This is a genomic window from Arthrobacter sp. UYEF3, assembly GCF_040546245.1.
In the GTDB taxonomy this organism is placed as follows: Bacteria; Actinomycetota; Actinomycetes; order Actinomycetales; family Micrococcaceae; genus Arthrobacter.
The window spans coordinates 44,280-70,596 of the sequence record NZ_JBEPNK010000009.1 but is presented as its reverse complement, the minus strand read 5'-3'; the positions used below and the strand labels follow the sequence as shown (position 1 = coordinate 70,596).

The window sequence follows — 26,317 nt, the reverse complement described above, 5'->3', positions numbered from 1 at the left end:
TTGGAGAAGCGCACTATGCTCCCGCCCCAGGAATACCCGCGTTCGGCCTCCATCAGTACAGTCGACCAGGTCCAGAATCTAATCCTCGACAGCACGGACTTCGAAGAGTTCCTCAACGAACTCGCACGTTTTTCGGCCCACCAGGTGGCGGGTAAGGGCGACGACGCGCTGTGCGGGATCACCTTGCTGCGGGACCGCAAGTCGGCCACCATCGGCTGGAGCAGCGACTCCGCCCGTGAAGTGGACCAGATCCAGTACCGGCTGGCGCAGGGTCCGTGCCTGACGGCGGCGCAGGAGGAGCGCGAGGTCTATGTTCCTGACCTTTTTGAGGAAGACCGTTGGGGCCCGGACTATGCCAGTGCCGTTGCCTCGCACGGACTGCGCTCGGTGCTCTCTGTGCCGTTCCACCTTCACGGCGAAGCGCAGGCGGCGCTGAACCTGTACTCGGACGTGCCGCGCAAGTTCGACGGCGATGTGGCCGCCCGGGCGCGCGACTACACCCGGCAGATTTCCCAGGCGCTCCGCATGGCCGTGCGCTTTTCACTGCACACGGACAGTGCGACCAACCTGCGGGCCACGCTCGAATCACGCACCGTCATCGATATGGCCATCGGCATCGTGATGGCCCAGAACCGCTGCAACCAGGACGCAGCGGTCCGGATCCTCACCGACGCGTCGAGCAACGGAAACGTAAAACTGAGGGAAATAGCCACCTCGCTGGTGGAATCCGTCGGCGGCTCGGCGACCAAGACGCACTTCCAGGAACCCGACCGTCAGGCCGCCGGATAGTCCTGCCGCGACTTGTGCCGGTCCGGCACTGCCGTTACCCTGAGGTAGGTTGAGCCGTCGGCCATAGACACTTTATTTGGAGTACCTATGGACCAATCCCTCAACGCCCACGTCAAGCTCGAAGTCGCAACAGACGTCATCCGGATCGATGTCCGGGGGAGCCTCACCCACTGCTCCCGTCCGGACCTGATGCAGCTGATCAGGCGCATCCGCCTCATGGGTATCAGCTCCCACATCCGCGTCGACCTGGCGCAGGCTGAGTTCGTGGAATCAGGAGCCCTGGCCGGCCTGCGTGATGAACTCAACGCTATTGACGGCGGCGCCGGCCAGCTGAAGGTGGCCGGGAGCCTGACCGTCGCGGCCGGGGTTTCACTTGAGCTTCAGATGATCGTCGAGGACTTCGGCAGGGATTTTCAGTCGCTGGACCTTTCCTCGGATTTCCCCGCTTCGATGGATTCTTCGGGCACACGTCCGCTGGCGGGTTACTCCGACGACGAACTGCTGGCCGCCAGCGACTCGGTGTTCGGCAAGCTGGACGACCCGGACACCGGAGCACCTTCGGAACTCCTGGCCCACTACGAGGACATCAGCCTCGAGATCACCCGGCGCGAATTCGACCGCGAAGCAGAGCCCGCCTAGTCCGGCTCACGCTGCCGCGTTTTCTTCTGCGCGCCACCCTGTGGCTACGGTAGGGGTGTGCCGCGTGAGACGGAAGCGAACGATCGGGGCGGACCCGGAACTATTGAGGCCCGCGTGCTTCGGCACGCCGCCGAGCTTAAGCGATTCTCGCGGCGGAAATTCCTCCTGGGTGCCGGCGGCGCCGCTGTCCTCGCCTCGGACATGCTTTTTACCCGCCGGGTCCAGACCGAGCGGCGGGTCAACAAGATCCTCACGGTCCCCGACGACGTCGCCGCACGGTACATTCCGCGCGCTAGCTGGTTCCTCTTTCCGGGCTACAAGACCAGCTGGGAAGAGGCGCAGTGGATCCTGAACTCACTGCGCGGTGCGTTGAACCAGCGCGGCCAGCTGGCCGCTGTCGGCTATTCCAACGTGGGCTTGGACATCGACAAGATGGTGATCGCCGTCATCGAGCACGTCCGGGCGAACCAGCTCGACTCCCTCTACTTCTACGGCCACAGTTTTGGCGGCATGGTCGCAGTGCAGGTCGCCGCGAGGTTGCTGGAACTGCATGGCGTCAAAGTGGCGTTCATCCTGCTCGACTCCAGCCCGTCCAGCCGGTACGACGTCCTGGATCAGAGCTGGTTCGAGGGGGTGGTGTTCCTCTACGAGAGCGGCTTCCGGTTCCCCACGGTGCTGCGCGGCGGTTACGAGCTCGGCGAGCGGGTGCTCAACAAGCATGAACGCAGCTGGGGCCAGGTGCTGGACCAGACGTGGGAACAGCTTTCGCCGATTGCCCCGTCCAGCGTGCTGATCCAGACCGAATCGGCGTACATCTACCACTTTGATCCGAGCCGCTTCGTGGGAAAGCTCGGAGACGCGAAGATGGCGTTCATAGGCAACCCCGGGGACGAAACCGTGAGCTACGAAACGGCCCGGGACGCTTGGATGCTGCGGTTCAAGGCGAACATGGTCTCGGATTCGCTGCGGACGGACGGGGCGCGTCCCGCGCACGCCAGCCCGCAATGGAATCCGTTCGTCTACCGGCCGCTCATCGAAAAGCTCCAGGACGAGTTCCTGCCGCTGCCCTCCGGCGGTGGCAAGAAGACAGCCGTTTAGGCCGCTGCCCTCAGATCTGGTTCATCAGGTCCGCGACCGAGTTCAGGATCTGGTTGGGCCGGAATGGGTAGGACGCAATGTCGTTCCGGTGGGTGATGCCGCTGAGCACCAGCACGGTGTGCAGCCCAGCTTCCATGCCGGCGATGATGTCCGTGTCCATCCGGTCCCCGATCATGGCGGTGGTCTCCGAATGCGCATCGATCCGGTTCATCGCCGAGCGGAACATCATCGGGTTCGGCTTGCCCACAATGTACGGTTCACGGCCGGTCGCCTTGGTGATGAGCGCGGCGATCGCGCCGGTGGCGGGCGTCGGGCCGTCCTTGGAGGGTCCGGTGGCATCCGGGTTGGTGGCGATGAAACGCGCACCGCCCAGGATCAGGCGGATGGCCGCGGTGATCGCCTCGAAGGAGTAGGTCCGGGTTTCGCCGAGCACCACGAAGTCGGGGTCTTGGTCGGTGAGGATGAAGCCCGCCTCATGCAGCGCCGTCGTGAGCCCGGCCTCGCCGATCGTGTACGCGCGGTTGCCGGAGTCCGAGCCGCGCACCTGGTCCTTGAGGAACTGCGCGGTGGCCAGCGCCGAGGTCCAGATGTTCTCCTCCGGTATTTCCAGTCCGGACCCCTTCAGCCTGGCGGCGAGATCGCGGGGGGTGAAGATGGAATTGTTGGTCAGGACCAGGAACCGCTTGGAGGTGTCCACCCAGCGCTGGATGAGGTCCGAGGCGCCCGGGACGGGCTGGTTTTCGTGGACCAGCACCCCGTCCATGTCCGTCAGCCAGCATTCGATTTCCTGACCGCTGCGGTACAGCGAGGACGTGGGGCGCTCGTCGTCCGACTCTGACCACTCGTCTGCCCCGTGGTCTTGATGTTGAGCCGCCATGGTGTCCTCCGCCGCTAGTGCCGCCGATAGTGTCCCGCTTCCGCTCCCAGTCTAGTGTTGAGCCGTGACTGAATCCGAGACTCCCCGCGAACCCGCTAACGGCGCTGCGGCCGCTCCGGACGGTGCGGCGGAGGCCAGGGCGGAGGTCGGCGTCGGACCCTGGCAGGGCGAGTGGCCGGCGGGCGAACCCTGGGACCCGGACCTCTTGGCCGACGGTGACCGCCGGAACGTGGTGGACAAGTACCGCTACTGGAAGCACGAGGCGATCGTGGCCGAACTGGATTCGCGCCGCCACGACTTCCACATTGCGATAGAGAACTGGCAGCACGACATGAACATCGGCACTGTCGTCCGCACCGCCAACGCGTTCCTGGCCAAGGAAGTCCACATCATCGGACGACGCCGGTGGAACCGACGCGGGGCGATGGTCACCGACCGTTACCAGCACGTCCGGCACCACCCCACAGTGGACGACTTTGTCGCCTGGGCGCAAGGTGAGGGGCTGGCCATCATCGGGATCGACATCTTCCCCGACTCCGTTCCGCTGGAGACCTACGAACTGCCCCGCGACTGCGTGCTCGTGTTTGGCCAGGAGGGCCCGGGCCTGACGCCGGAAGTCCACGCGGCCGCCGTCGACACGTTATCCATCGAACAGTTCGGATCCACGCGATCCATTAACGCAGCCTCCGCCGCCGCGATCGCGATGCACGCCTGGATCCGCCAGCACGTCTTCAACCAGCTCGTCTGACCCGCGCGGCACCGTGATGCGGCCGGACGCGGCCTGCAAGGAATGGCGGATTGCGCCGCAGTACGACGGTGCCGGCCATGGCGGCTCCGAGCAGTACCTCAAGGACATCCGCCCCGCGATCGTCCCCAAGGTCCGGGCGGCGCTGCGGCGCTGGAAAGCCGCGGCCGGCTTACGAGATGACACTTCGCGGCAGTGTTGGCGCGCGACACTGCCGCGACGTGCCGACTCAGCGGGGCCAGGACGCCAGGCGGAGAGTATTGCGCCGCCCGGGCTCGGAAACACTGCGGCCCACGGAGGAATGGCTAGGATGGTGCGTAGCCGACGAGGTTTACTCCAGCGTCAACCCAGCCCGCAGACGAAATTCACTTTAGGAGTCAGCATGCCCATTGCAACCCCAGAGATCTACTCCGAGATGATCGACCGCGCAAAGACGGGCGGCTTCGCATTCCCGGCAGTCAACGTCACGTCCTCCCAGACCCTGAACGCCGCGCTGCGCGGCTTCGCCGAGGCCGAGTCCGACGGCATCGTCCAGGTCTCCACCGGCGGTGCGGCCTACTGGTCCGGCGCCTCCACCAAGGACATGGTGGCCGGATCCCTGGGCTTCGCCGCGTTCGCCCGCGAGGTCGCCAAGAATTACGGCGTCAACATCGCGCTGCACACGGACCACTGCCCCAAGGACAAGCTGGACGGCTTCGTCCTGCCCCTGCTCGCGGCCTCCGAGGCCGAGGTGAAAGCAGGCCGCAACCCGCTTTTCAGCTCGCACATGTGGGACGGCTCAGCCGAGACCCTCCCGGAGAACCTCCGGATCGCCCGCGAACTGCTCGCGCGCACCGCAGCCGCCAAGATGATCCTCGAGGTCGAAATCGGCACGGTCGGCGGCGAGGAAGACGGCGTCGAGAATGCCATCAACGACAAGCTCTACACCACCGTCGAGGACGCCCTGGCCACTATCGAGGCCCTCGGTTCCGGGGAGAACGGCCGCTACATCACGGCGCTGACCTTCGGCAACGTGCACGGCGTCTACAAGCCCGGCGGTGTCAAGCTCCGCCCGGAGATCCTCAAGGACATCCAGGAACAGGTCGGCGCCAAGATCGGCAAGCCCAGCCCCTTCGACCTCGTCTTCCATGGCGGCTCCGGCTCCTCCGAGCAGGAAATCGCCGACGCCGTTTCCTATGGTGTCATCAAGATGAACATCGACACCGACACCCAGTACGCCTTCACTCGCCCGGTCGCGGACCATATGCTCCGCAACTACGACGGCGTGCTGAAGGTTGACGGCGAGGTCGGCAACAAGAAGCAGTACGATCCGCGCGTGTGGGGTGCGTCGGCAGAGGCAGGCCTGGCCGCCCGCGTGGTCGAGGCAGCCCAGCAGCTCGGCTCCACCGGCAAGACGTTCTAGCCGTGACGGACGAGTTCCGCAGGAACCTGATGGGCCCCGAGCCCACACTGCTGCCGGCCGAGACCGAGGTTTACGCGGGGCTGGACGCGGGCCAGGAGGCACTGGACCTGGTGGAAAAGCATCCGACTTCCTCGCTGCTCTGGGCGGTGCTGGCCGAGGAGGCATGGACCGAAGGCCGGACCATCGACTCCTACGCCTACGCCCGCGTGGGTTACCACCGCGGCCTGGACTCGCTGCGCCGCAACGGGTGGCGCGGCGTCGGCCTCATCCCCTGGGAGCACGAACCGAACCGCGGCTTCCTGCGCGCCCTGTACTCGCTGGGCCGCGCCTCCGCCGCGATCGGCGAGGCCGAGGAGCCGGAGCGGATCGAGAAGTTCCTCAAAGACTCCGACCCCACCGCCAAGGCGGCCATCGAAACCGAGGCCTGACCGGGCACCTGTTGGTTAGCCAACGACGGCGGGCGCTCACCTTTCGGTGGGCGCCCGCCGTCGTTAACGCGTGATGCGGGTGATCAGCTGACCTTGGCCAGCCCGGTCCGGGCCATGGCGTCGGCGTAGGCGACGCGCATGTCCTCAAGGTACTGCTCCTGCCGGGCCGGGGTACCGGCGAAAGCACGGCCGCTGAGCGAGCGGACCTTGTACGTCTTCAGGCCGCGGCGCCAGATCATCGGCACCTCGGTCTTGAGCAGCAGGTTGGCCAGGCGGTTGGCCTCGGTGCCGTGCGCCACGATCACGGATGCGCGGGGAACCAGGGCCAGGAACTTCAGCAGGGGCTTGAGGCCGGCCGAGATCTGGTCCGGGGTGAACTTGCCGTTGGGTTCGCCGGGCACGTGCCACGGGTGGACGTTCCACGGCATGACGACCTCGGGACGAAGGCCCAGCTTCCACTGGATACCGAGCATGCGGGTGGTAGCCTCCTCGTCACCGGCGGTGATGAAGCCGGACGGGTCAGCGGTGCCGATGTTGGAGTGCAGGCTGATGATGCGGCATTGATCGATGTCGTGGATCGGATCCACGTAGGGGACGGTGGTGCCAGCTTTGGCGGCCTGCAGTGTGTCGCACAGCTCGTTGACCGGCGCGACGTTAGCGTCGTAACGGCGGCTGAGGAGCTGTTCGCGGAAATTTTCTGTGGCCAGGGCTGTCATGTATTGCTGGGTCTCCTGCGGGATTGGTAAAGCTGCCAGACCGGCCTGGGGCACGCCAAAAGAGGGGCGCTCTGTGGCAGGTGTGGTGTGAAAATGTGGTGTGGACCGATTCGTGTTCGGTCATTACCAGTCTATCAAGCCCTGCGAAATGCCCTGCGAGCGGCCGGCGTCAGCTACCAGAGCCGCTTGCTGGCCCGCCGGGCGCCCTCGCCGAGCGCCTCAAGTTTGGCGGCGGCGATCTGCGGATGGACCCGGCCACCGAGCCCGCAGTCCGTGGAGGCAATAACGTTGTCGCGGCCCACCAGCTCCGCAAAGCGCACGATCCGGTCCGCGACCAGATCCGGGTGTTCCACGACGTTGGTGGCGTGCGAGACGACACCGGGAATGATCGCCTTCCCCTCGGGCAGCGTGGCGTCCTGCCAGACCCGCCATTCGTGTTCGTGCCGCACGTTGGCCGCCTCGAAGGAGTACGCGCCGGCGTTGATTTGCAGCACAGAGCCGATGATGTCCGCAAAGGGGATGTCCGTGGTGTGCGGGCCGTGCCAGGAGCCCCAACAGACGTGCAGCCGGATCTTGTCCTGCGGCAGGTCGCGCAGCGCCCAGTTGGTCGCTTCTACCCGGAGTTGGATGAACTTCAGGTAGTCCTCGAGGCTCGGCTCCGGGTTGATCTGGTCCCAGCTCTCGGCCAGGGACGGGTCATCCAGCTGGACCGTCAGGCCGGCGTCGATGATGGCCTTGTATTCCTCGCGCATGGCATCGGCGCAGGCGTAGAGGAGTTCCTCGTCGCTCTGGTAGTACTCGTTGGCCACCCGGGCGCAGGAGCCGGGGGACAGCGAGGCGACGAAACCCTCGGTGAGGCCGGCCGCGGCCAGGCCTGTCTTGAGGTTGGCGATGTCTGAGGCAACGAGCGCCTGCCCCGTGTACGTCAGCGGCCCGGCGATCTTGGGCTGCGTGACGCTCTTGCGGTGGGCCAGGATCCCGGAGGAAGGATCGTTGTAGGCGTCGTTAAAGGTCTGCCGGTCGCGGCGGTCCGGGAAGGACGTCAGGACGATGTGTCCCGGCGAGGAACGGTGCACCTTCGAATCGGCCCAGCGGTCTACCTCCGTCGCTTCCAAGCCGCCGAGCCGGGAGAATGAGTAGTTCCACCAGGCGCCGTAGTCCACAGAACTGGACATCGAGTGCCCGTACTCGCCGTCATTCGGGATGTCGATGCCCAGGTCCTTCTGGCGCTGCACGACGTCCACCACCGAGGTCTCCAACAGATCCAGGAACTCAGGGGTGATCCCGTCGGTTTCTTTCGCCTCGTTCGCGGCGATCAACTCCGGGGTGCGGGGCAATGAGCCGGCATGGGTGACCCGGATGTGGTCGGTGTTCTGGGGCACGGCGCGGTTTCCTTCCATCGGTCCTGGCGGTAGCACCCTGGCCGGTCACCGTGCCGCGGGAAGCGGGTAGGGGAGGGCTGGGTTGCTGCGGCGTCAAGGGGCCAGGTCCCTCGGCCGCTCGGGATGGTCACTCTTAGTTAAATGCAGGGGTGGGGAAGTAGCAAACCGGCGGCGGATTGTGTCGCAGCGAAGCGTTCCCCCGGGCCCTGCAGGGCCGTCCACACCGGTCAGCGGGGAGACGAGCCCGCCAAACAGGAACTGGACCAGCCCCAGGACGGCGGATCCGGCCCCGGCCCGGTCCAGGACGCGCCCCTGGCGCGGTCCAGGACGTGCCCATGATGAAGCCGACGCAGGACTGGGTCAAGAACAAGTGCAGGGGCGTGGCCCACCCGGTGATTCCTGCCAGAATCAGTGCCAGGCCGCCGCATTGATGGCGCACATTACGACGACGGCGGTGCGCAGGTTGATGCCAGGTTCGAGCCGTTCCGCCAGCCGCGTGTCGACCAGCGCTCCGAGAATAACCCCGCAGGCATTGACAGCGAAGAGTACCGAATAACCTTTTCGCCGAATAGCCGAGCAAATTTTTCACCACACAAGGAGGACACCGAAATGTAGGAGAACAATGTTCCGAAGGTGAAGCCGAACCCCAGCGAATAGGCAGGCCGAACACCAGATCGATGCTCGGAGCATCCGCGATCGCAGCGGAGCAGGAAGCCGGGACCGGAACCGGTCCTTGTCGTCGGGAGAGTCCATCGAGTTTCTTTCGGCTGCGTATTTCCGGATGCCCAAAAACCCAATTTGAACATGACCGCTGGTCCACAGGCTAAACTTGGGTGGTAAGAGCCCCGGACTCTGGCGTTGATGGTAAGAGCACAGCGGTAGATTCGGGGCATTCTCATGAACGGCGCTGAGCTGCGGCGACCACCCGGTCAAATACACAGTTCGGCCCGAACGAATGGGGGAGGATCCCATGCCAGCAATCGTGATCGTCGGAGCCCAATGGGGCGACGAAGGCAAAGGTAAGGCCACCGACCTGCTCGGCCACCGCGTCGACTACGTCGTGAAGCCGAATGGCGGCAACAACGCCGGCCACACCGTCGTCGTGGGCGGTGAGAAGTATGAGCTGAAGCTCCTTCCGGCCGGCATCCTGAGCCCGAACGCGGTCCCGGTGATCGGCAACGGCTGCGTGGTGAACCTCGAAGCCCTGTTCCAGGAGATCGACGGCCTCGAAGCCCGCGGCGCGGACACGTCCAAGCTGCGCGTCTCCGCCAACGCCCACCTCGTGGCGCCCTACCACCAGGTGCTGGACAAGGTCACCGAGCGGTTCCTGGGCAGCCGTGCGATCGGCACCACCGGCCGCGGCATCGGCCCGGCTTACATGGACAAGGTGGCGCGCCTCGGCATCCGCGTCCAGGACGTCTTCGACGCCTCCATCCTGCGCCAGAAGGTTGAAGGCTCCCTGCGCCAGAAGAACGAGCTCCTGGTCAAGGTCTATAACCGCCGCGACATCGAGGTGGACGAGATCGTGGAGTACTTCCTCTCCTTCGCCGAACGCCTCCGCCCGCTGGTCATCGACAGCACGTTCGTCCTGAACACGGCGCTGGACGAGGGCAAGGTGGTCCTCATGGAGGGCGGCCAGGCCACGTTCCTGGACGTCGACCACGGCACCTACCCGTTCGTGACCTCCTCCAACCCGACCGCGGGCGGCGCCTGCGTGGGCTCTGGCATCGGCCCCACCCGGATCTCCCGCTCCATCGGCATCATCAAGGCCTACACCACCCGGGTGGGCGCCGGGCCGTTCCCCACCGAACTGTTTGATGAGATGGGCCTGTACCTGCAGAAGACGGGCGGCGAGTTCGGCGTCAACACCGGCCGGCCGCGCCGCTGCGGTTGGTACGACGCCGTGCTGGCGCGCCACGCCGCCCGCGTGAACGGGTTCACCGACTACTTCGTCACCAAGCTCGATGTGCTCACCGGGATCGAGCAGATTCCGGTCTGCGTGGCCTACGACGTCGACGGCGTCCGGCACGACGAAATGCCGATGACCCAGACGGACTTCCACCACGCCAAGCCGATCTTCGAGTACTTCGAAGGCTGGACCGAGGACATCACTGGTGCCCGCACTCTGGCTGACCTGCCGGAGAACGCCCGGAACTACGTACTGGCCCTCGAAAAGCTCTCGGGCACGCGATTCTCCGCGATCGGCGTCGGACCGGACCGCGACCAAACGATCGTGATCAACGATTTGATCAATGACTAACGTGTGACTCCTGGTTCAGAATGGCGGCTGAATCACTGCTGGTCCTGCCGGCGCGCAAGAGCGATGTCCTCACCACCCGGCCGTGCCCGGGCCACCCTTGAACGGACCAACGATCTGCGCGGTGATCCAACCGCCGTAAAAGTCACCTGCTTGGAAGGTCACCTGCTCGCCGTTGACCTCGCAGGAGTCCATGTGACCCGGGTAAAGGGCCACCCGGGTGCTAAGCGCCTCGAAGCCCCGGGCGGGTTCCGGGTAGGCCCACCCGGCGCGGGGAACGACGACTCCGCCGGCAACTACGTCGAAGTAACGCGCTTCCCCCTTGAACTCGCAGAAGCTGGTGCCCTCGACCGGGACGAGTGCCCCGGCAGGGAATGAGTCCAGGGGCAGGTAGTAGACCGGCGGATGACTCGTCTCCAGGACGCGCACTGCATGGGTGGTATCGGCGATGACCTGCCCGCCCAGCCGCACGATGACCTGTTCTGATCGGGGCTCGACCCTTGGCGGCCGCGGGTAGTCCCACACCGATTCTTGACCGGTCTTGGGTTTGATCGGCCGGGGACGCCGGGAGAAGCCGGAAAAACCGTGGGCTGGAGTCATGTCCCCATAGTGCCATCTTCTGCTGGGATGCAACTGTGAACGCCGACCGATCCCGGCCGCCGAAATCGCGTCCCGGCTGGCCCGGGCGGAGGGACGCGAAAAGAATCTTCGAACGCCGCGTAACCTTTCCGGGGGCCCCGGCGATTACCCCTTTGTAAGCGCCGCCCGAAGCCCTGATCCCCCCATCAGGCACGGACGGCCTTGGAATGAATGCTCCGGCCGGCACCTGTCCCCATCAGGCGCCGGCCAGCCTTCAATCAACCAAAGGATGTACGTTTTCCATGAAGAGTGTTAGTAAGACCACCAAGATTGCTGTCGGCGCCGCTGTTCTCGCGGTCGGAGGTTTCTCCGGAATCGGGCTGGCCAACGCGGCCCAACTGTCGAGCACCCAGCAGGCTGAAGTGAGCCACGCGACGCCGGCCACCCCTGCCGCACCGGCTGTTCCCGCCACAGCGGAACTGCCCGCTGTTCCGGCAGTGCCGGCCACCCCGGCAGTGCCCGCGCCCCCTGCCGTACCGGCTGCCCCGAACGTTGACGGCTCCGCCAAGGGTGGCGCCGACGTCGAGGGTACCGAGGGATCCTCGGAAGGTAACGTTGCAGCGGGCCACGACGGTGTCACCGTCGACGGCGCCGCCAACGCGAAGGGCGCCGCCGAAGCCAAGGCCCACGCCGGCGTAACTGTCGCTGCCCCGGGCGCCAAGGGCGTCCCCGCGGTCCCGGCCGTGCCCGCCGTCCCGTCCGTTGAGCTGCCCAGGCTCGACAAGTAATCAAGGTGCGCCCCTGTTGAGGGGCGACGGGGTGCGGCCGCTAGAATACCGGGGGCCGCACCCCAGCCGTACCCGGCGGTAACGGAAGGAAAGCCACTTGGCAGACCAGCTGAGCGATGACGAACTGTCAGCAGCTCTAGCCGGCGACCCCTCAGGATTCAGCGCCGTATATACCGTGCTGGCCCCGGCGGTGCTTGGCTACTTCCGGGCCAAGGGCATTGACGACGCCGAGGCCCTGACCCAGGACGTCTTCGTGGACGTCCTGCCCAAACTTGCGAATGTCACCGGCGGCCACAAGGGCCTGCGGACCTTCGTTTTCTCCGTCGCCCACGCCAGGCTGGTTGACCACCACCGGCGTTCCGAACGGACACCGCACCTCGCCGAATATGATCCGTTGACGGACGCGCGCCATGCCGCCTCGGCCGAGGACGAGGCACTCGGTTCCCTCGGTGGCCTGACCCACACCCTCGCCCGGCTCAACGATGAGCAACGGGAAGTCCTGGTCCTGCGGATCGTCGCAGACCTATCCATCGAGCAGGTGGCCGGCATCATGGGCAAGACCCCGGGTGCCATCAAACAGCTTCAGCGGCGCGGGCTCAGTGCCCTGCGCGAACTGGTAACCGAAAAGGACCACGCAGCATCATGACCGGAACACGCGACCCCCAGCAGGATGGCAGTATCCAGGCGATGCTCCGCGACTCCGGCCTCGAAGCCGCCACGGAACTCCGCAGCACCCTGGAGCAGCTACAGGCCCTGCTCCCGGAGCGGGCACCGGTACCCCGGGCCGACCTCGCCGCATTGCTGGCAACCGGCGCAACGTCCTTAGCGGACGGGACGGAGCCGGGCACCGCGGCCCTTCCGGCGGGCGTGAGCAGCCTGGCGGAGCGTCGCCGTGGGCACGGGCGCCGGATCGCCCTGGTGGGCGGCGCCGTGCTGGGTGCCATGAGCCTGGGTGCAGGCGCCGTCGCCGCCTCCAGCCAGGACTTCCGGGAGCACGTCGGCCACACCTTCAGCGTCATGTTCGCGCCGGCCCCGTCGCAAGGGCCCGCACCGATGCACGTCACGGTCGAGCCGTCGCCCGATGCCATTCCGGCCGTGCCCGCGGTCCCGGTCCCGGCCGGCACGTCCGCGCCGGCACCGACGCCGGCCTCGCTGACGCCGGGAAACATTCAGGCTCCGGGGTCGCCGGGCCCTGCCGTCACCCCTCCCGCGGTGGGACGTGGCGGAGTGCTTCCGACGCCTCCGCTGCGCCCCCTGGCGCCAGGCCTCCCCGGTCAGCACGGCAAGGGCCTTCCGGAGAACCCACTGCCGACGGTGCCCGCGATTCCGGAACTCCCGACGAGGGTCCCCGCCCAGCGTTAACCCAAGCAGCTCGCACTTGTTGTCGTTATGAGCGCTGAAAACGTCAACAAATGCGAGCCGGTCGGGTGACGCCGGGCCCCTTAGGCGAGGACCTGCCGCTTCGAGGAGATCACGCCGGTGTCGAATCCGGCAAGGTGCAGGCCGCCGTGAAAGCGGGCATGCTCAATCTTCACGCAACGGTCCATCACGACGTCGAGCCCGGCAGCTTCGGCCTCCTTGGCCACATCCTCATGCCACGAACCCAGCTGCAGCCAGAGCGTCTTGGTGCCCGCGGCGATCGCCTCCTCCAGCACGCCGGGAAGATCGTCGTGCTTGCGGAATACGTCTGCGATGTCCGGACTCTCCGGCAGGTCAGCCAGTGACGCGTACGTCGGTTGGCCCAGGATCTCCTTCACCACCGGGTTTACGAAGTAGACCTTGTAACGCGTGGAGGACTGCAGGTAGGTCGCCACAAAGTAGCTCGCGCGGGACGGCTTGTCCGAGGCGCCGACAATCGCAATCGACTTCGCCTGGCGCAGCAGCGCCAGCCGCTCCGGCGCGGACGGCCCGGTCCAGGTCCGGGTTTCTACCGTGCTCATGACAGTGCTCCAATCGTGCAGGTGTCGGCCGACGATGCGTCCGCACGCGGCTTAGCGTTCCCGGCCTCCCCCGGCCTCGCAATCTCCTCCGGGGACCCCGAGCCGGTCACTTCACCACTTCGTTCCTCGGCGGCGCGATGCGCCGCTTCCGCGGATACATCGTCGGCCGACGCGGCTGTTGCCACGTCCAGGGCCTGGTCCAGATCCCAGAGGATGTCCTCGATGTCCTCGAGCCCGATTGAGATCCGGACCAGGTCCTCGGGGATTCCGGCCGACTCGAGCTGCTCCGGGCTGAGCTGCTGGTGGGTGGTGGAGCCCGGGTGGATCACGAGGGTCCGTGAGTCACCGACGTTGGCCAGGTGCGAGGCCAGCTGCAGGGACTCGATGAACGTCTGGCCCGCGGTACGGCCGCCCTTCACGCCGAAGGAGAACACCGAGCCGGGGCCCAGCGGCAGGTACTTCCGCGCCCGCTCGAAGTGCGGGTGGGAGGGCAGGCCCGAGTAGTTTACGTAGGCCACGCGCTCGTCGGCTTCGAGCCATTCGGCCACCGCCTGCGCGTTCTTGAGGTGTTCGTCCAGGCGTTGCGGTAGCGTCTCGACGCCCTGCAGCAGCTGGAACGCCGACTGCGGGGACAGGGCGGGGCCGATGTCACGCAGTTGCTCGCAGCGCAGCTTGGTGAGGAAACCGTACTCGCCGAAGTTGCCCCACCAAGAGACGTTGCCGTAGGAGGCCACCGGTTCGGTCATGGTGGGGAAGTTGCCGTTGTCCCAGTCGAAGCGGCCGCTTTCGACGATGACGCCGCCCAGGGTGGTGCCGTGGCCGCCGAGGAACTTGGTGGCGGAGTGGATCACGATGTCCGCCCCGTGCTCGAGCGGCCGCACCAGGTACGGGGTGCTGAGGGTGGCGTCGACGACGAGCGGGATGCCGGCGTCGTGCGCCACCTTTGCCAGCCCCTCGAGGTCCTGGACTTCCGACGACGGATTGGCCACCACCTCGACGAAGATCGCCTTGGTGTTCTCCCGGATGGCAGCGGCGTAGTCCGCCGGGTCGGTGCCCGGAACGAACGTGGTGTCCACGCCGAAGCGGCGCAGGGTGACGTCCAGTTGGGTCACCGTGCCGCCGTAGAGCTGGGAGGCCGCGACGATGTGGTCGCCGGACTGGGTGAGCGCAGCGAAGGTGATGAACTCCGCGGCCATGCCGGAGGACGTGGCCACCGCGCCGATGCCGCCCTCGAGGGAGGCGATGCGCTCCTCGAACGCGGCGACCGTGGGGTTGCCGATCCGGGAGTAGATGTTGCCGTACTTCTGCAGGGCGAAGAGGTTGGCGGCGTCCTGGGTGTCCTTGAACACGAACGAGGTGGTCTGGTAGATCGGCACGGCGCGGGCGCCGTGTTCGGCGTCTGGTGTGCCGCCGGCGTGCAGCGCGCGGGTGCGGAAACCGAACTTGCGGTCAGCCATTACGCGTTCACCCCGACCTGTGCCACGGGCGTCCGGGACAGATCCAGGTCCACGCCGTTCTTTCGGGCGAGGTCCGCTTCGAGCTCGCGGACGATCGGCAGGATGTCCCGGCCGAACGCGGCCACCTCCTCCTGGAAGTGCAGGTACCCGGTCAGGAACAGGTTCACGCCGATTTTCTTGTATTCCACGATGCGTGCGGCGATCTGCTCCGGTGTGCCGATCAGCTGGGTCTTGAAGCCGTCGTTGTACTGGACCAGGTCCTCGAAGCTCGAGCCGGCCCACATGCCCTTGCCGTCCTTGGTGGACGCGCCGGCCTCCTGGACCGCGTCGCGGAAACCCTCGACGGCGGGCTTGTGCGCCTTCTCGACGATCTCGCGGAGGGTGTCGCGGGCTTCCTTTTCGGAATCGCGGGCGATCACGAAGCCGTTCAAACCGAACCTCGGGGAGCCCAGGGCGCCCCCGGCCCCGCGACCGCTTTCTCCGGCGGAAGCGACCACGCCGGCGATGTTTTCCTTGAACCCTTCGAGGTCCTTGCCGTTGGAGAAGTACCAGTCCGCCACCCGGCCGGCGGTGGCCTGCGCCGCGGTCGAGTTGCCGCCGAAGAAGACTTCCGGGTGCGCGCGTCCCGGCACGTCGACCGGGGCCGGCTGCAGAGTGAAGTCGGTGATGTTGTAGTACTTGCCGGACTGGCTGTACTCCTGCTCGGTCCAGAGCCCGCGGAGGACGCGGATGAACTCCTCGGTCCGGACGTAGCGCTCGTCGTGTTCGAGCCATTCGAGGCCGAAGTTCTCGAACTCCGCCTTGAGCCAGCCGGAGACGATGTTCACGGCGGCGCGGCCGTTGGAGATGTGGTCCGCGGTGATGATGAATTTCGCCAGCACCCCCGGGTGCCACATGCCCGGATGGACGGCGGAGATCACCTTGAGCCGCTCGGTGGCGGCCAGCAGGGCGAGGCTGAATGAAGTGGCCTCATGCTGCTTATCCGCTCCGTAGGAGGCGGCGTAGCGGGTCTGGGTCAGGGCGTATTCGAAACCGGAGTTTTCCGCGATCCAGGCCAGCTTCTTGTTGTAGTCGAAGTCCCAGCCGGTGCGCTGTTCGATCGTGGAGACCACGAGGCCGCCGGAGACATTGGGGACCCAGTAGGCGAACTTGAGCGGTTCGGAAAGGCGGGCGACGTCACTGATGTCAGTCATGGTTTTCCTTACTTCTGGGGTATTCATGGGGCATTCCCGGGGATGTTGCGTTCACGGAGCACCTGTTGGATGCCGGCGATCGACGGTTCGTTCTGCAGGGAAGTGGTGTCGCCGAGCGTGGTGCCCTCGAACAGCTGGGTCAGCAGCCGGCGCATGATCTTGCCGCTGCGCGTCTTGGGCACATCAGGAACGACGACGACGTCGCGCGGCTTAGCGATCGGCCCGATGGCCTTCGCGACGTGGGCCCGCAGTTCGGCGTCGATGTCCTTGCGCCGCTTAGCGTTCACGGACTCCCCCGAGCTCGCAAGCTCGCCCGGGGACCCCAGCCCAATCACTACACTCGCTCGTTCCTCGCTCGCGCGATGCGCGGCTACCGAGGAAATCGCCGCCGACTGACGCAGCACTACGAACGCGACGATGGCATGGCCGGTCTTCGGGTCCGCGACCGGGCAGACGCCGGCCTCCACCACGTCCGGGTGCGAGACGAGGGCCGATTCGATTTCGATGGTGGAGAGCAGATGTCCGGAGACGTTGAGGGTGTCATCCACCCGGCCGAGGATCCAGATGTCGCCGTCGTCGTCGTACTTGGCGCCGTCCCCGGCGAGGAACCAGCCCCGGGCCGCGTACTGGCGCCAGTACGAATCGAAGTAGCGCTGCGGGTTACCCCAGACGGTCCGGGCCATGGCGGGGCCGGGGGCGTCCACCACGATGAAGCCCTGGACGCCGGGCGGGACCGTGTTGCCGGCCTCGTCCACGATCCGGGTGCCGACGCCGGGCAGCGGCCGGGCGGCGCACCCCGGCTTGAACTCGGTGTCGGTCGGGGCGGGGGAGAGGATGGTGGCGCCGGTTTCGGACTGCCACCAGGTGTCCACGACGGGGGCGGTGCCGGCCCCGACGTTCGCCCGGAACCAGCGCCACGCCTCCGGGTTGACGGCCTCGCCGACGGTGCCGAGCAGCCGGATCGAGGAGAGGTCGTAACTGGCCGGGACGCCGTCCGGGAACCAGCCCATCAGCGAGCGGACCAGGGTGGGCGCGGTGTAATACTGCGTGACCCGGTATCGTTCGATGATTTCGAAGTGCCGGCCCGGGTGCGGGGTGTTGGGCGTGCCCTCGAAGATGACCTGGGTGGCGCCGTTGGAAAGCGGACCGTAGAGCTCGTAGGTGTGCGCGGTAACCCAGGCGAGATCTGCCGTACACCAGTGGACGTCCTGGTCCCTAAGGGCAGGGTCCGGGTTGCTGAACAGGTGCTCGAAGCTCCAGGATGCCTGCGTGAGGTAGCCGCCGGAGGTGTGGACCAGACCCTTGGGCTTGCCCGTGGTGCCGGAGGTGTACATGATGAACAGCGGCGTCTCGGCGTCGAAGGCCTCCGGTTCGTGGACGTCGGAGGCGTGCCCGACGGCGTCATGCCACCACACATCGCGGCCGGCGGTCATCGGGACGGCATCCAGTTCGTCGGCCGGGGTGGTCCGGTTGACCACCAGCACGTGCTCGACGGAGTTGTCCCCGGCAACGGCGGCGTCCGCGTTGTCCTTGACCGGGACGGCCACGCCGCGGCGGAACTGCCCGTCCGTGGTCACCAGCAGTTTGGCCGAGGTGTCCTCGACCCGGAATTTGAGCGCCTCTGCGGAGAAGCCGCCGAACACCAGCGAGTGAATGGCGCCGATCCGCGCCACCGCGAGCGTGATGATGACAGTTTCCGGGATCACCGGCAGGTAGATGACCACCCGGTCGCCCTGGGTGATACCGAGGTCCAGCAGGGCGTTGGCTGCCTTGGAGACCTCGCGCTGCAGTTCGGCGTAGCTGATGGTGCGGCGGTCGCCCGGCTCGCCTTCGAAGTGCAGGGCCACCTTGTTCCCGCGTCCCGCCGCGACGTGGCGGTCCACGCAGTTATAGGCGACGTTCAGCTTGCCGCCCTCGAACCAGCGGATGTCCGGGCCGGTGCCGGCGTCGACGTCGGCCGGGATACGGCGGTGGGCCGTGTGCCAGGGGGTGCCGGCGGCGGAAGAGCGGCCGGGGGCATCCGCCCAGTCCAGGCGCAGCGCTGCCTGTTCCCAGAAGGCGATGCGGGCCGCCTCGGACAGCGGGGCCGCCGTCGTAGCGACCGCGCCGGCTCCTGTCACGGTCACGCCCATCGTTTTACCGCCCATTTCTCCGCCAGCCCGAGCAGGGCGTCTGTGATCTTGCCGATCACCGCGAGCAGCACGATGGCCAGCAGCAGCCGATCCGTGCGGCCGTTGTTCTGTGAATCCGTGAGCAGGAAGCCCAGCCCCATCGACGATGCGATGAGTTCTGCCGCCACCAGGAACAGCCAGGCCTGGGCCAGTGCGAGCCGGAGCCCGGAGAACACGGCCGGCACGACCGCCGGAAGCTGGACAGTTGTCAGCAGCCTCACCCCCTTGAGGCCGAACGCTCGGGCGGCTTCCACCAGGTTCCGGTCCACGTGGCGCAGCGCCAGCGAAACGGTGGTGAAGACGGGGAAGAACGCCCCGATCAGGATCAGGGTGACCTTGGAGTCCTCGCCGATCTTCATCCAGAGGATCAGCAGCGGCACCCAGGCCAGTGAAGGAACGGCCCGGAGGGCGCCGATCGTGGGTGCGAGCAGGGCATCGGCGAACCGGGACAGGCCCACCAGTGATCCGAACACGAGCCCCAGCGCGGCGCCCGCAGCGAAGCCGATCAGCACGCGCTGGGTGGAGATCGCGATGTGCTGCCCGAGCTGCCCGCGTTGGAGCAGGTCCAGGCCGGCCTCCAGCACCATGGCCGGCGGAGGAAGCTGGACCACGCTGAACACCCCGGCGGCCGTGGACAGCTGCCAGGCGGCCAGCACAGCCGCGGGAATGATCAATCCAAGGAGCAGACGCGCCCAGCCGTTGGCCAGGATCCCGGCGGGGGACCATCCGTTCGCCGGGGAGCCGCCTCCACCCTTCACGGGGGAGTTCGGCCGGGCGGCGTCTGCCGGAGTTGCGGGGGCGGCTGCAGCGCGCCCGTCCGCAACACTGTTGCCGGTGAGGTAGTGATTTCCGAGGTGGGACATCAGGAATCCTTGATGGCGGACGCGTCCGCCTTCCTCACCAGCGAGTCATCGAGAAGGGTGGCGACGGCGTCGTCGATCTGCTTCTGGCTCGCGACGTCGCCGGTCTCCACGAAGGTCGGCCCGATCTTGGCCAGGACCTTGCGCTGCGCGTCGCCCGGCGCCGGGTTCACGTTGAGGTTGCTGCGCTCCAGCACCACGGTCTTCGCGACGGCGAGGTCCAGTCCGGCGGCGTCGGCGAGGATCTGCGCGGTCTCGTCCGGGTTGGCCGCGGCCCAGGCGCGGGCCTTCTCGTAGGCGTTGACGACGGCCTGCGCCTGCTTCGGCTTGTCCTTGAGGAAGGATTCCGTGGCGTTCAGGAAGCCGTAGGTGTTGAACGAGAGGTTCCGGTAGAAGAGCTTGGCGCCCTTCTGCTCCGCGCCGGCCATGATCGGGTCCAGGCCAGACCATGCGTCCACGGAGCCGTTTTCCAGCGCGGTGCGGCCGTCGGCGTGCTGCAGGTTCTGCACGGTCACGTCCTTGGCTGACAGCCCGGCCTCGGACAGCGACTGGAGCAGGAAGAAGTAGGGATCGGTGCCCTTCGTGGCGGCCACGGACTTGCCTTTGAGATCCGCCACCGTGTTGATGCCGGAACCGGGCTTGGCCACGAGGGCAGCCCACTCGGGCTGGGAGTAGATGTCGATGGCCTTGATCGGCGATCCGTTGGCCTTGGCCAGGAGGGCGGCCGAACCGGCGGTTGAACCGACGTCGATCGCGCCGGACCGCAGGGCTTCGTTGGCCTTGTTGGAGCCGGCCGACTGGACCCACTTTACGGTCACGCCCTGGTCCTTGAGGGAGGTCTCGAGCCAGCCCTTTTTCTTGATCACGAGGCTCAGCGGGTTGTACGTGGCGAAGTCGATGTTCAGGGTGCCGCCGGCGGCGCCGCTGGCTGCCGGCTGGCCGCCGGAGCCTTCGCCGGCGGCGCAGCCGGTGAGGGCGACTGCAGCGGAGACGGCCGCGGCGGTGAGGAACGAACGGCGGGTGGCGCGGCGGCTGATTCTGCGGGCGAAGGTCATGAAAGTTCCTTTGAGAACGGTGCGGAGGGGTCAAAAAATGTGAGGGCGGGCGCTTCCAGCAGCGCTTCCGGCCGGGCAGGAGAGGAGGGAGTGCGGCGGCTAGTGGCCGTCGACGCCGAGGCTCGCCAGGAGTGAGGCCCGCATTCGGGCCAGTTCGGCCGAAGCCCGGTCACGGGGGCGTTCGCCGGGTACGACGACGGTGCGGACAATCGTGGCGCCGGGCGCCGCAGCGGCCTCCGGGGTGCCTTCCAGGACGGCGCCGGGCATGCCGGGCGTCGGCTGGCCCGTTTCCTTACCGAGGACGATGATGCGGTCGGCCAGTTGAAGGGCCTCGTCGACGTCGTGAGTCACGAGCAGCACAGTGGTCGGCTCCGCGCGGTGGACGTCCAGCAGCAGGTCCTGCATTTTGATCCGGGTCAGGGCGTCGAGTGCGCCGAAGGGTTCGTCGAGCAGCAGGACGCCGGGGTTGCGGGCCAGGGCGCGGGCCAGCGAGGCGCGCTGGGCCATGCCGCCGGAGACCTCGCGCGGACGGTGCTTGGCGAAGTCCTGCAGTCCCACGAGTTCGAGGAGCCGGGACACCTTGGCCCTGCCCTCCCTGGCGCTGACGCCCGTGGGGAGGCCGATCGCGATGTTCGCCTGCAAGGTGTGCCACGGCAGCAGGCGGGGCTCCTGGAAAGCGAAAGCACACCGGGAATCCACGCCCTGGACCGGTACGCCGTCGATTTCGACGCTGCCGGAGCTCGGGGCATCGAGGCCCGCGGCGGCGCGCAGCAGGGTGGACTTCCCGCAGCCGGACGCGCCGAGAATGGCCAGAACTTCGCCGGCCCGCACGTCAAAGCTCACGTCGCGCAGCACCGTATGCGCCTCGGAGCCGGGGCCGAAGGAACGGCTCAGTCCGCGGAAGTACACCGGCAGGGCAGTCGTCCGGGTGGTTGTGCCGGCGGGCGTGTTTGCCGGTGCCTCAGTCGAGGAGGGGGACAGGACAGCAGTCATAGGGATACTCCATCGGTCCTGGCAGTAGCACCCTTCGGAACGAGCCTCCGGTCCGGGTGGTCAGTCCGGCCGTTCCCGTGGCTCGCTGCCTTGCTATCGCCAGACTCCGGGGAGGACTTCCAACGACCAGGGTTGCTGCGGCTTCATCGATCCAGGTCTCTCGGCCGCTCGGGATGGTCACTACCCACTAAAACGGAATCGCCGGTTTTGCTCAAGTTGGCCGCGTAATATTCGGACACCTACCGCTGTGGAGTGGACCGCGCGTCGATTATTCGGATTGCCTTCTTTCGTCGACGGGCCGCCCTGTCCTCGCAGCGGGCGGACGTAGGCTGAGCAGATGAACCACGTGAACGATCCCGCAGTCATCGAACGGCTCCTGCGCACCAAGGGCAGGTGGGCGATCGTGGGCCTCAGCACCAATGAGTGGCGCGCCGCCTATGACACGTCCCTGTTCATTCGGGACCGCCTCGGCATGGAGATTATCCCGGTCAATCTTCCGGGCGACCCTGTCCACGGCGTGACGGGCTACGCCCGGCTGGCTGACATCCCGTCCGGGCCGCCGATCGACGTCGTCGATTGCTTCGTGAATTCCAGGAAGGTGGGGGACGTGGTGGACCAGTCGATTGCGGCCGGCGCGAAGGCCGTCTGGCTACAGCTGGGCGTTATCGACGAGGCCGCTGCGGAGCGTGCCAAGGCGGCCGGCCTGGGCGTCGTGATGAACGCGTGTCCGGCCCGGGAGGCGCCACGCCTGGGCCTCTGACGGCGGGCGTCGCCGGTCAGTCACTTCTCTCTGCTAACCTGCGCCTGACCTATTTCGCTATGCTGGGACCAGACATGTGTGAGCACCACGCGCCACCGCCGCCGGCGACCCCGGGGCGCAGGACCGCCCTGACGCTCTTGGGTGCCTCACTGGCGGCGGCGTTGGGAGCCTGCGCGGAGCCGGCCGACCAGGCTTCGCCGGCGTCCGGGCCGGCGGCCGCCACGCTTTCGAATCCGGCGGTGCCACAGGTGGCCGCGGTGCCGGTGCGGCCGGGCAGCCAGCGCAAGCCGGTGCTCCCCGACGAGGGCCTGGCCCGCCGCGGGCGCGCGCGGTACACGCCGGACTTCCGGTTGCCCCCGATCCAAAACGGACTCGCGCCTGTCCTCACCAAGATCGACACGAAGCATCCGGTGGTCTTCCTGACCATCGACGACGGCGTCACAAAGACACCCGAAATGGCCCGGCTGATGGCGGAGTACGACTATCCGGCGTCGATCTTCCTGACCCGGAACTTTGTCCGGGACAATCCGGACTTCTTTAAGCAGTTCGCCGCCCAGGGCAGCCTGGTGGAGAACCACACCGTCAGCCATAACATCAACATGGTCAGCCAACTGGGGTATCAGCAGCAGCTTGCGGAAATCACCGGGATGCAGGACTACGCCCAGCAGCAGTTCGGACGCCGCCCCACGCTGTTCCGGCCGCCCGGGGGCGCCTACTCCGTCGCCATGCGGCAGGCGGTCGCGGCCGCGGGGATGAAGGCGATCATCACCTGGGAGGCCAAGTCCAACGCCGGCCACATGGACTACCAGTACGGTAAGGGCTTGCGTCCGGGAGATATCGTGCTGATGCACTTCCGGCCCGAATTCGCCGCCGATCTGGCCGCCTTCCGGGCCGCCCAGCACGCGGCCGGCCTTGAAGTGGTGCTGCTCGAGGACTTCCTTGGCGTTGCCTGAGCCGCACCCTGACTGACAGGACTGGCGGTCAGCGTTGCATCAGGCCGGGGTAGTGCCGTTCGGTCACGTCCGGGTGGGCGCGCATCCTGCCCTTGAGCATGTTCAGGCCAAAGGAGGCCAGCATCGGGTTAGCGGGATCATCCGAGAGCCCGCGGGCCTGGGCTTTCAGCTCCGGCGGCAGCGGCACGGCGTCGATCACGGAGTCCAGCCGCGGGGACCAGAAGAACGGGACGGAGTAGCGGTCCACGCCCGGCGGTGGCGCCTTGACCCGGTGGATGGTGGCGACGAGGTAGCCCTCGGTGGCAACCTCCAGCATCTCGCCGACGTTCACCACGAGTGCTCCCGGAATCGGCTCAACGGTTGCCCACTCCGTGGTCCCGGGTGGGAGTACTTCCAGGCCGCCGACGTCGTCCTGGAGGAGGAGGGTGACAAAACCGTAGTCGGCGTGCGATCCGACGCCCTGGTCGCCCGCAGCTTCCACCACGCCGCCGACGTAGTGCACCAGCTTGCCCATCCAGGCAGGTTCGTCGCTGAAGGGTGCGTCGAAGTGTTCCTCCGGCAGGCCGAGGGAGACCGCGATGCCGCGGAGCAGCTCCATCCCGACGCCGGACATCAGCTCGGCCCAGGCCATGGCCGCCGGCTTGAGCTCGGGCATTGCATGGTCAGGCCAGAGGTTGGGGCCCTGAAGCAGCCAGTAGGGCTGCTCAGCAGGGTAATTGTGGATGGGCTCGCGTTCGGGAGAGTAATCGATCTGCTCCCGCGCGTCCGCCTTGCCCTGGGTGACTTCGGTGCCCATCCGGGTGTAACCGCGGAAGTGCGGTGAGAGCCTGTTGTCCAGCTTCATCCGCTCCTCGAGAGGCAGTTCGAAGAAGCGCCGGAGGAGGCCCAGAAGTTCCTCGGCCTGGCCGGGGGCGGCGCCGTAGCCGGTGATCTGGAAAAAGCCAACGTTATGCGCGGCGTCCCGCAGCTGGCCGATGAATTCCGGGCTGAAGGAACCGTAGGGCCGGCGTGCGGTGCTCAGGTCCAGAACTGGGATGGTGGCCCGTTCAGGTGACATGTTCGGAGACTAGCACTGCCGGGCAGCCGGCGGGAGGCATCATCGAACATCTCCCAGCGTTCGATGTCCACGACACACGAGCCGGCCGCCGCCGATCCGGAACTGGATCGCACCCCGGTGGCGTTCAAGGCCCGAATGGTTGGCGGCTAGGAGGTCAACGGCACCACCCTGGAAGGGCTGCACAGCATCGGAGATGTGCGCCTTGCCGGGTAGGCGACAGCCGATAGGCTCATGGCATGGACGTAGCCGCACTCCGTGGGATTTGCCTGGGCTTCCCCGGCGCCTTCGAGGATTTTCCGTTCGGCCCGGAAACCGCGGTTTTCAAGGTCCGTGCGGCGGTGCCCGGCGGGGCCCGGCACGAAGCCAAGATGTTCGCCCTGTCCGCCATGGATCCGGACGCCTTCGCGGTGAGCCTCAAATGCGAACCCGCCCTTGCCGAACAGTTGCGGGCAGCGCACCCGGCTATCACCGGCGCCTGGCACCTGAACAAGAAGCACTGGAACGGGGTCCGGCTGGACGGGACCCTGCCCGATTCGATGGTCCGCGACATGGTGGAGGACTCCTACGACCTCGTCGTCGCCACGCTCAGCCGGCGGCAGCAGGAGCAGTTGGGCTGGGCCCGGCTCGTACCCGGGGAGACACGGCCATGAGCACTCCCCGGATCGCCGGCGGCGAATTGAACTACGCGGGAATCGGGGCCACCGAGAACGGAGTGCCGCCCGAAGGCAGCGACTGCCTCGTCACCCAGGCCTCCGTGGGCGACGGCGAAGCCGCCTACCGGCGTGCGGTGCAGGGGCTCCTGACCTGGCAGTTGCACAAGCGGGCCGGGCTGCGGGTCCGGGCGGAATCCGACGTCGTGGTTCCCGGCACGCGCGTGGTGAGCGGCTTCGGCGTCGGCCCCTTCCGGATCAACGCGCCCTGCGAAGTGGTCTGGGTCCGGCGGCCGGTGCCGGGCGGCGGGCCGCAGTCCGCCGGTTTCGGCTACGGCACGCTGCCGGGCCATCCGGTCCGCGGCGAAGAGGCATTCGAGATCTCCATCGATGCGCAGGGGATGGTGACGATCACGATCACCGCGTTCGGCGGCCCGTCCAACTGGTTCTACGCCGCAGGCGGCGCCGTGAGCCGGCGGGCACGGCGCCACGTCACTTCCCGATACATTAGGAGTGCCCAAGAACTGGCCGCAGGTGTGGGCTGAGCAGAAGCCAATGGATGCTTGATCAACAAACCCTTGACCGATTGTGGAACTTCGACGATCCCGGCCGCTCGGAAGCCCGGTTCCGTGCGGCGATCGCGGATGCGGACTATGACACGGCCGGATCGGGACCCCGCGGCAGCGGGACCTCGCCTGCGAGGCCATCAAGGCCTGCTGAGCGCCGCACACCAGGTTTTTTTACCCGATAGAAAGGAATTTCAGTGATCTTCATTGTCGTCAAATTTAAGGTCAAGCCCGACTGGTCCGAGCGCTGGCTCGGCCTGGTGGACGAGTTCACCCGGGCCACCCGGCGGGAGCCGGGCAATCTCTGGTTCGACTGGTCCCGCAGCGTGGAGGACCCCAACGAATTCGTCCTGGTCGAGGCCTTCAAGGACGACGCCGCCGGGGACCACGTCAACAGCAGCCACTTCAAGCAGGCCATGGCGGACATGCCGCAGGCGCTGGCCGAGACGCCTCGGATCATCAGCCGCCAGCTCGACGGCGAGGGCTGGGACCGGATGGGCGAACTCGCCATCTAGCCTGCGTCGATTGCTCCGGGCCGGCCCTTCTGAACCCCCAAAACGGCCGGTGCGGAACAATGGATAGCATGAGGGCATGTGGATCGGTTGGATTGAATTCGACATCCTCCTCGGCGATGTCCACAGCCTTAAGGAGAAACGATCCGTGGTGCGCCCGGTGCTGGCCGAACTCAAGCGCCGCTTCGACGTCTCCGTGACCGAAGCGGCGTTCCAGGAGCAGTACCGGCGCACCGTCATCGGGGCCGGGCTCGTCGCCGCCGACCGGGCGCAACTGGTGGACGTGCTCGCCGCCGTCGAACGCTTCGTGGCCGCGCGGCCGGAACTCGAACTGCTCAGTGCCCGCCAGCGCGAATTCCACAGCGACGACTGACCCTCACCCGCCGCCCCGCACCATCGATTGCTCCGTAGCCGCCCTTTTCAGGCCCCATAAGGGCACCTGCGGAGCAA

Annotated in this window: 28 protein-coding genes; 16 read left to right on the top strand and 12 right to left on the bottom strand. The window is 67.0% G+C overall.

What is annotated here, in order from left to right:
- The first annotated feature begins 15 nt into the window (after positions 1 to 15).
- The 3 genes from ABIB14_RS08645 (at position 16) to ABIB14_RS08635 (ending at position 2,526) form a co-directional block, all read left to right on the top strand.
- Positions 16 to 789, top strand: a complete 774-nt coding sequence (locus tag ABIB14_RS08645) for a GAF and ANTAR domain-containing protein (RefSeq protein WP_354235469.1) — start codon at positions 16 to 18, stop codon at positions 787 to 789.
- 87 nt (positions 790 to 876) lie between these two features.
- Entirely contained in the window at positions 877 to 1,428 is a 552-nt protein-coding gene (locus ABIB14_RS08640; protein ID WP_354235468.1) for a hypothetical protein, read from the top strand.
- A 57-nt stretch (positions 1,429 to 1,485) separates the two neighbouring features.
- A complete protein-coding gene (locus ABIB14_RS08635; protein WP_354235467.1) occupies positions 1,486 to 2,526 on the top strand; it encodes a thioesterase domain-containing protein in 1,041 nt (346 codons plus the stop codon).
- 10 nt (positions 2,527 to 2,536) lie between these two features.
- On the opposite strand, the gene ABIB14_RS08630 is transcribed toward ABIB14_RS08635, so the two are convergent.
- On the bottom strand, positions 2,537 to 3,403 hold the full coding sequence (locus tag ABIB14_RS08630; RefSeq protein WP_354235466.1) for an HAD-IIA family hydrolase: 867 nt from the start codon (positions 3,401 to 3,403) through the stop codon (positions 2,537 to 2,539).
- A 64-nt stretch (positions 3,404 to 3,467) separates the two neighbouring features.
- On the opposite strand from ABIB14_RS08630, the gene ABIB14_RS08625 reads away from it, so the two are divergent.
- The 3 genes from ABIB14_RS08625 to ABIB14_RS08615 all read left to right on the top strand — a co-directional run bounded on the left by ABIB14_RS08625 (position 3,468) and on the right by ABIB14_RS08615 (position 5,978).
- A complete protein-coding gene (locus ABIB14_RS08625) occupies positions 3,468 to 4,151 on the top strand; it encodes a TrmH family RNA methyltransferase (RefSeq protein WP_354235465.1) in 684 nt (227 codons plus the stop codon).
- Between the two features lie 379 nt (positions 4,152 to 4,530).
- On the top strand, positions 4,531 to 5,550 hold the full coding sequence (gene fbaA, locus ABIB14_RS08620; RefSeq protein ID WP_354235464.1) for a class II fructose-bisphosphate aldolase: 1,020 nt from the start codon (positions 4,531 to 4,533) through the stop codon (positions 5,548 to 5,550).
- Between the two features lie 2 nt (positions 5,551 to 5,552).
- Entirely contained in the window at positions 5,553 to 5,978 is a 426-nt protein-coding gene (locus ABIB14_RS08615) for a DUF3151 domain-containing protein (protein WP_354235463.1), read from the top strand.
- 83 nt (positions 5,979 to 6,061) lie between these two features.
- Here the strand turns inward: ABIB14_RS08615 and ABIB14_RS08610 are convergent, their stop codons facing one another.
- Complete coding sequence (locus tag ABIB14_RS08610; protein ID WP_354235462.1) at positions 6,062 to 6,694, bottom strand: uracil-DNA glycosylase family protein; 633 nt, start codon at positions 6,692 to 6,694, stop codon at positions 6,062 to 6,064.
- Positions 6,695 to 6,867: 173 nt separating this feature from the next.
- On the bottom strand, positions 6,868 to 8,076 hold the full coding sequence (locus ABIB14_RS08605) for a cobalamin-independent methionine synthase II family protein (protein ID WP_354235461.1): 1,209 nt from the start codon (positions 8,074 to 8,076) through the stop codon (positions 6,868 to 6,870).
- Positions 8,077 to 9,046: 970 nt separating this feature from the next.
- On the opposite strand from ABIB14_RS08605, the gene ABIB14_RS08600 reads away from it, so the two are divergent.
- Positions 9,047 to 10,336, top strand: a complete 1,290-nt coding sequence (locus ABIB14_RS08600; protein WP_354235460.1) for an adenylosuccinate synthase — start codon at positions 9,047 to 9,049, stop codon at positions 10,334 to 10,336.
- Positions 10,337 to 10,405: 69 nt separating this feature from the next.
- On the opposite strand, the gene ABIB14_RS08595 is transcribed toward ABIB14_RS08600, so the two are convergent.
- The gene (locus ABIB14_RS08595; protein WP_354235459.1) at positions 10,406 to 10,933 is read right to left on the bottom strand and encodes a DUF427 domain-containing protein; all 528 of its coding nucleotides are present in this window, start codon (positions 10,931 to 10,933) and stop codon (positions 10,406 to 10,408) included.
- A 281-nt stretch (positions 10,934 to 11,214) separates the two neighbouring features.
- On the opposite strand from ABIB14_RS08595, the gene ABIB14_RS08590 reads away from it, so the two are divergent.
- The 3 genes from ABIB14_RS08590 to ABIB14_RS08580 all read left to right on the top strand — a co-directional run bounded on the left by ABIB14_RS08590 (position 11,215) and on the right by ABIB14_RS08580 (position 13,062).
- Positions 11,215 to 11,700 carry a hypothetical protein gene (locus ABIB14_RS08590; RefSeq protein WP_354235458.1) on the top strand — a complete coding sequence of 162 codons (486 nt, stop codon included), beginning with the start codon at positions 11,215 to 11,217 and terminating at the stop codon, positions 11,698 to 11,700.
- A gap of 97 nt (positions 11,701 to 11,797) precedes the next feature.
- Entirely contained in the window at positions 11,798 to 12,346 is a 549-nt protein-coding gene (locus ABIB14_RS08585) for an RNA polymerase sigma factor (protein WP_354235457.1), read from the top strand.
- A complete protein-coding gene (locus tag ABIB14_RS08580; protein WP_354235456.1) occupies positions 12,343 to 13,062 on the top strand; it encodes a hypothetical protein in 720 nt (239 codons plus the stop codon). The genes ABIB14_RS08585 and ABIB14_RS08580 overlap by 4 nt, the downstream gene beginning before the upstream one ends.
- Before the next feature lie 80 nt (positions 13,063 to 13,142).
- Here ABIB14_RS08580 and ABIB14_RS08575 read toward each other — a convergent pair whose 3' ends face one another.
- The 7 genes from ABIB14_RS08575 to ABIB14_RS08545 form a co-directional block, all read right to left on the bottom strand.
- Positions 13,143 to 13,640, bottom strand: coding sequence for a CoA-binding protein (locus ABIB14_RS08575; protein WP_354235455.1), 498 nt, complete (start codon positions 13,638 to 13,640; stop codon positions 13,143 to 13,145).
- Positions 13,637 to 15,097, bottom strand: coding sequence for an O-acetylhomoserine aminocarboxypropyltransferase/cysteine synthase family protein (locus ABIB14_RS08570; protein WP_354235454.1), 1,461 nt, complete (start codon positions 15,095 to 15,097; stop codon positions 13,637 to 13,639). Before ABIB14_RS08570 ends, ABIB14_RS08575 begins: the two co-directional genes overlap by 4 nt.
- On the bottom strand, positions 15,097 to 16,290 hold the full coding sequence (gene sfnG / locus ABIB14_RS08565; RefSeq protein ID WP_354235453.1) for a dimethylsulfone monooxygenase SfnG: 1,194 nt from the start codon (positions 16,288 to 16,290) through the stop codon (positions 15,097 to 15,099). Before sfnG ends, ABIB14_RS08570 begins: the two co-directional genes overlap by 1 nt.
- 23 nt (positions 16,291 to 16,313) lie before the next feature.
- A complete protein-coding gene (locus ABIB14_RS08560) occupies positions 16,314 to 18,422 on the bottom strand; it encodes an acetate--CoA ligase (protein ID WP_354235530.1) in 2,109 nt (702 codons plus the stop codon).
- On the bottom strand, positions 18,413 to 19,324 hold the full coding sequence (locus tag ABIB14_RS08555) for an ABC transporter permease (RefSeq protein ID WP_354235452.1): 912 nt from the start codon (positions 19,322 to 19,324) through the stop codon (positions 18,413 to 18,415). Before ABIB14_RS08555 ends, ABIB14_RS08560 begins: the two co-directional genes overlap by 10 nt.
- Positions 19,324 to 20,376: an aliphatic sulfonate ABC transporter substrate-binding protein gene (locus tag ABIB14_RS08550; RefSeq protein ID WP_354235451.1), complete on the bottom strand. Its 1,053-nt coding sequence runs from the start codon at positions 20,374 to 20,376 to the stop codon at positions 19,324 to 19,326. The genes ABIB14_RS08555 and ABIB14_RS08550 overlap by 1 nt, the downstream gene beginning before the upstream one ends.
- Positions 20,377 to 20,475: 99 nt before the next feature.
- The gene (locus tag ABIB14_RS08545) at positions 20,476 to 21,369 is read right to left on the bottom strand and encodes an ABC transporter ATP-binding protein (protein WP_354235450.1); all 894 of its coding nucleotides are present in this window, start codon (positions 21,367 to 21,369) and stop codon (positions 20,476 to 20,478) included.
- A gap of 337 nt (positions 21,370 to 21,706) precedes the next feature.
- Between ABIB14_RS08545 and ABIB14_RS08540 the strand changes: the two genes are divergently transcribed.
- Positions 21,707 to 22,129, top strand: a complete 423-nt coding sequence (locus ABIB14_RS08540; RefSeq protein ID WP_354235449.1) for a CoA-binding protein — start codon at positions 21,707 to 21,709, stop codon at positions 22,127 to 22,129.
- A gap of 74 nt (positions 22,130 to 22,203) precedes the next feature.
- On the top strand, positions 22,204 to 23,082 hold the full coding sequence (locus ABIB14_RS08535) for a polysaccharide deacetylase family protein (protein ID WP_354235448.1): 879 nt from the start codon (positions 22,204 to 22,206) through the stop codon (positions 23,080 to 23,082).
- 28 nt (positions 23,083 to 23,110) lie between these two features.
- On the opposite strand, the gene ABIB14_RS08530 is transcribed toward ABIB14_RS08535, so the two are convergent.
- Positions 23,111 to 24,139 carry an isopenicillin N synthase family dioxygenase gene (locus ABIB14_RS08530; protein ID WP_354235447.1) on the bottom strand — a complete coding sequence of 343 codons (1,029 nt, stop codon included), beginning with the start codon at positions 24,137 to 24,139 and terminating at the stop codon, positions 23,111 to 23,113.
- A gap of 236 nt (positions 24,140 to 24,375) precedes the next feature.
- Here ABIB14_RS08530 and ABIB14_RS08525 point away from each other — a divergent pair, with 236 nt between their 5' ends.
- The 4 genes from ABIB14_RS08525 to ABIB14_RS08510 all read left to right on the top strand — a co-directional run bounded on the left by ABIB14_RS08525 (position 24,376) and on the right by ABIB14_RS08510 (position 26,240).
- Entirely contained in the window at positions 24,376 to 24,789 is a 414-nt protein-coding gene (locus ABIB14_RS08525; RefSeq protein ID WP_354235446.1) for an MmcQ/YjbR family DNA-binding protein, read from the top strand.
- A complete protein-coding gene (locus tag ABIB14_RS08520) occupies positions 24,786 to 25,334 on the top strand; it encodes a DUF1990 domain-containing protein (protein WP_354235445.1) in 549 nt (182 codons plus the stop codon). Before ABIB14_RS08525 ends, ABIB14_RS08520 begins: the two co-directional genes overlap by 4 nt.
- Positions 25,335 to 25,552: 218 nt before the next feature.
- The gene (locus ABIB14_RS08515; protein ID WP_354235444.1) at positions 25,553 to 25,870 is read left to right on the top strand and encodes a putative quinol monooxygenase; all 318 of its coding nucleotides are present in this window, start codon (positions 25,553 to 25,555) and stop codon (positions 25,868 to 25,870) included.
- Between the two features lie 76 nt (positions 25,871 to 25,946).
- Entirely contained in the window at positions 25,947 to 26,240 is a 294-nt protein-coding gene (locus ABIB14_RS08510) for a DUF503 domain-containing protein (RefSeq protein WP_354235443.1), read from the top strand.
- Positions 26,241 to 26,317 lie beyond the last annotated feature (77 nt).

Bases quoted from the DNA above. Each gene is read 5' to 3' on its own strand.
- ABIB14_RS08645 (WP_354235469.1), top strand. From the start codon at position 16: ATGCTCCCGCCCCAGGAATACCCGCGTTCGGCCTCCATCAGTACAGTC.
- ABIB14_RS08640 (WP_354235468.1), top strand. From the start codon at position 877: ATGGACCAATCCCTCAACGCCCACGTCAAGCTCGAAGTCGCAACAGAC.
- ABIB14_RS08630 (WP_354235466.1), bottom strand. From the start codon at position 3,403: ATGGCGGCTCAACATCAAGACCACGGGGCAGACGAGTGGTCAGAGTCG.
- fbaA (WP_354235464.1), top strand. From the start codon at position 4,531: ATGCCCATTGCAACCCCAGAGATCTACTCCGAGATGATCGACCGCGCA.
- ABIB14_RS08610 (WP_354235462.1), bottom strand. From the start codon at position 6,694: ATGACAGCCCTGGCCACAGAAAATTTCCGCGAACAGCTCCTCAGCCGC.
- ABIB14_RS08600 (WP_354235460.1), top strand. From the start codon at position 9,047: ATGCCAGCAATCGTGATCGTCGGAGCCCAATGGGGCGACGAAGGCAAA.
- ABIB14_RS08595 (WP_354235459.1), bottom strand. From the start codon at position 10,933: ATGACTCCAGCCCACGGTTTTTCCGGCTTCTCCCGGCGTCCCCGGCCG.
- ABIB14_RS08590 (WP_354235458.1), top strand. From the start codon at position 11,215: ATGAAGAGTGTTAGTAAGACCACCAAGATTGCTGTCGGCGCCGCTGTT.
- ABIB14_RS08580 (WP_354235456.1), top strand. From the start codon at position 12,343: ATGACCGGAACACGCGACCCCCAGCAGGATGGCAGTATCCAGGCGATG.
- ABIB14_RS08575 (WP_354235455.1), bottom strand. From the start codon at position 13,640: ATGAGCACGGTAGAAACCCGGACCTGGACCGGGCCGTCCGCGCCGGAG.
- ABIB14_RS08570 (WP_354235454.1), bottom strand. From the start codon at position 15,097: ATGGCTGACCGCAAGTTCGGTTTCCGCACCCGCGCGCTGCACGCCGGC.
- sfnG (WP_354235453.1), bottom strand. From the start codon at position 16,290: ATGACTGACATCAGTGACGTCGCCCGCCTTTCCGAACCGCTCAAGTTC.
- ABIB14_RS08560 (WP_354235530.1), bottom strand. From the start codon at position 18,422: ATGGGCGTGACCGTGACAGGAGCCGGCGCGGTCGCTACGACGGCGGCC.
- ABIB14_RS08555 (WP_354235452.1), bottom strand. From the start codon at position 19,324: ATGTCCCACCTCGGAAATCACTACCTCACCGGCAACAGTGTTGCGGAC.
- ABIB14_RS08550 (WP_354235451.1), bottom strand. From the start codon at position 20,376: ATGACCTTCGCCCGCAGAATCAGCCGCCGCGCCACCCGCCGTTCGTTC.
- ABIB14_RS08545 (WP_354235450.1), bottom strand. From the start codon at position 21,369: ATGACTGCTGTCCTGTCCCCCTCCTCGACTGAGGCACCGGCAAACACG.
- ABIB14_RS08540 (WP_354235449.1), top strand. From the start codon at position 21,707: ATGAACCACGTGAACGATCCCGCAGTCATCGAACGGCTCCTGCGCACC.
- ABIB14_RS08535 (WP_354235448.1), top strand. From the start codon at position 22,204: ATGTGTGAGCACCACGCGCCACCGCCGCCGGCGACCCCGGGGCGCAGG.
- ABIB14_RS08530 (WP_354235447.1), bottom strand. From the start codon at position 24,139: ATGTCACCTGAACGGGCCACCATCCCAGTTCTGGACCTGAGCACCGCA.
- ABIB14_RS08525 (WP_354235446.1), top strand. From the start codon at position 24,376: ATGGACGTAGCCGCACTCCGTGGGATTTGCCTGGGCTTCCCCGGCGCC.
- ABIB14_RS08520 (WP_354235445.1), top strand. From the start codon at position 24,786: ATGAGCACTCCCCGGATCGCCGGCGGCGAATTGAACTACGCGGGAATC.
- ABIB14_RS08510 (WP_354235443.1), top strand. From the start codon at position 25,947: ATGTGGATCGGTTGGATTGAATTCGACATCCTCCTCGGCGATGTCCAC.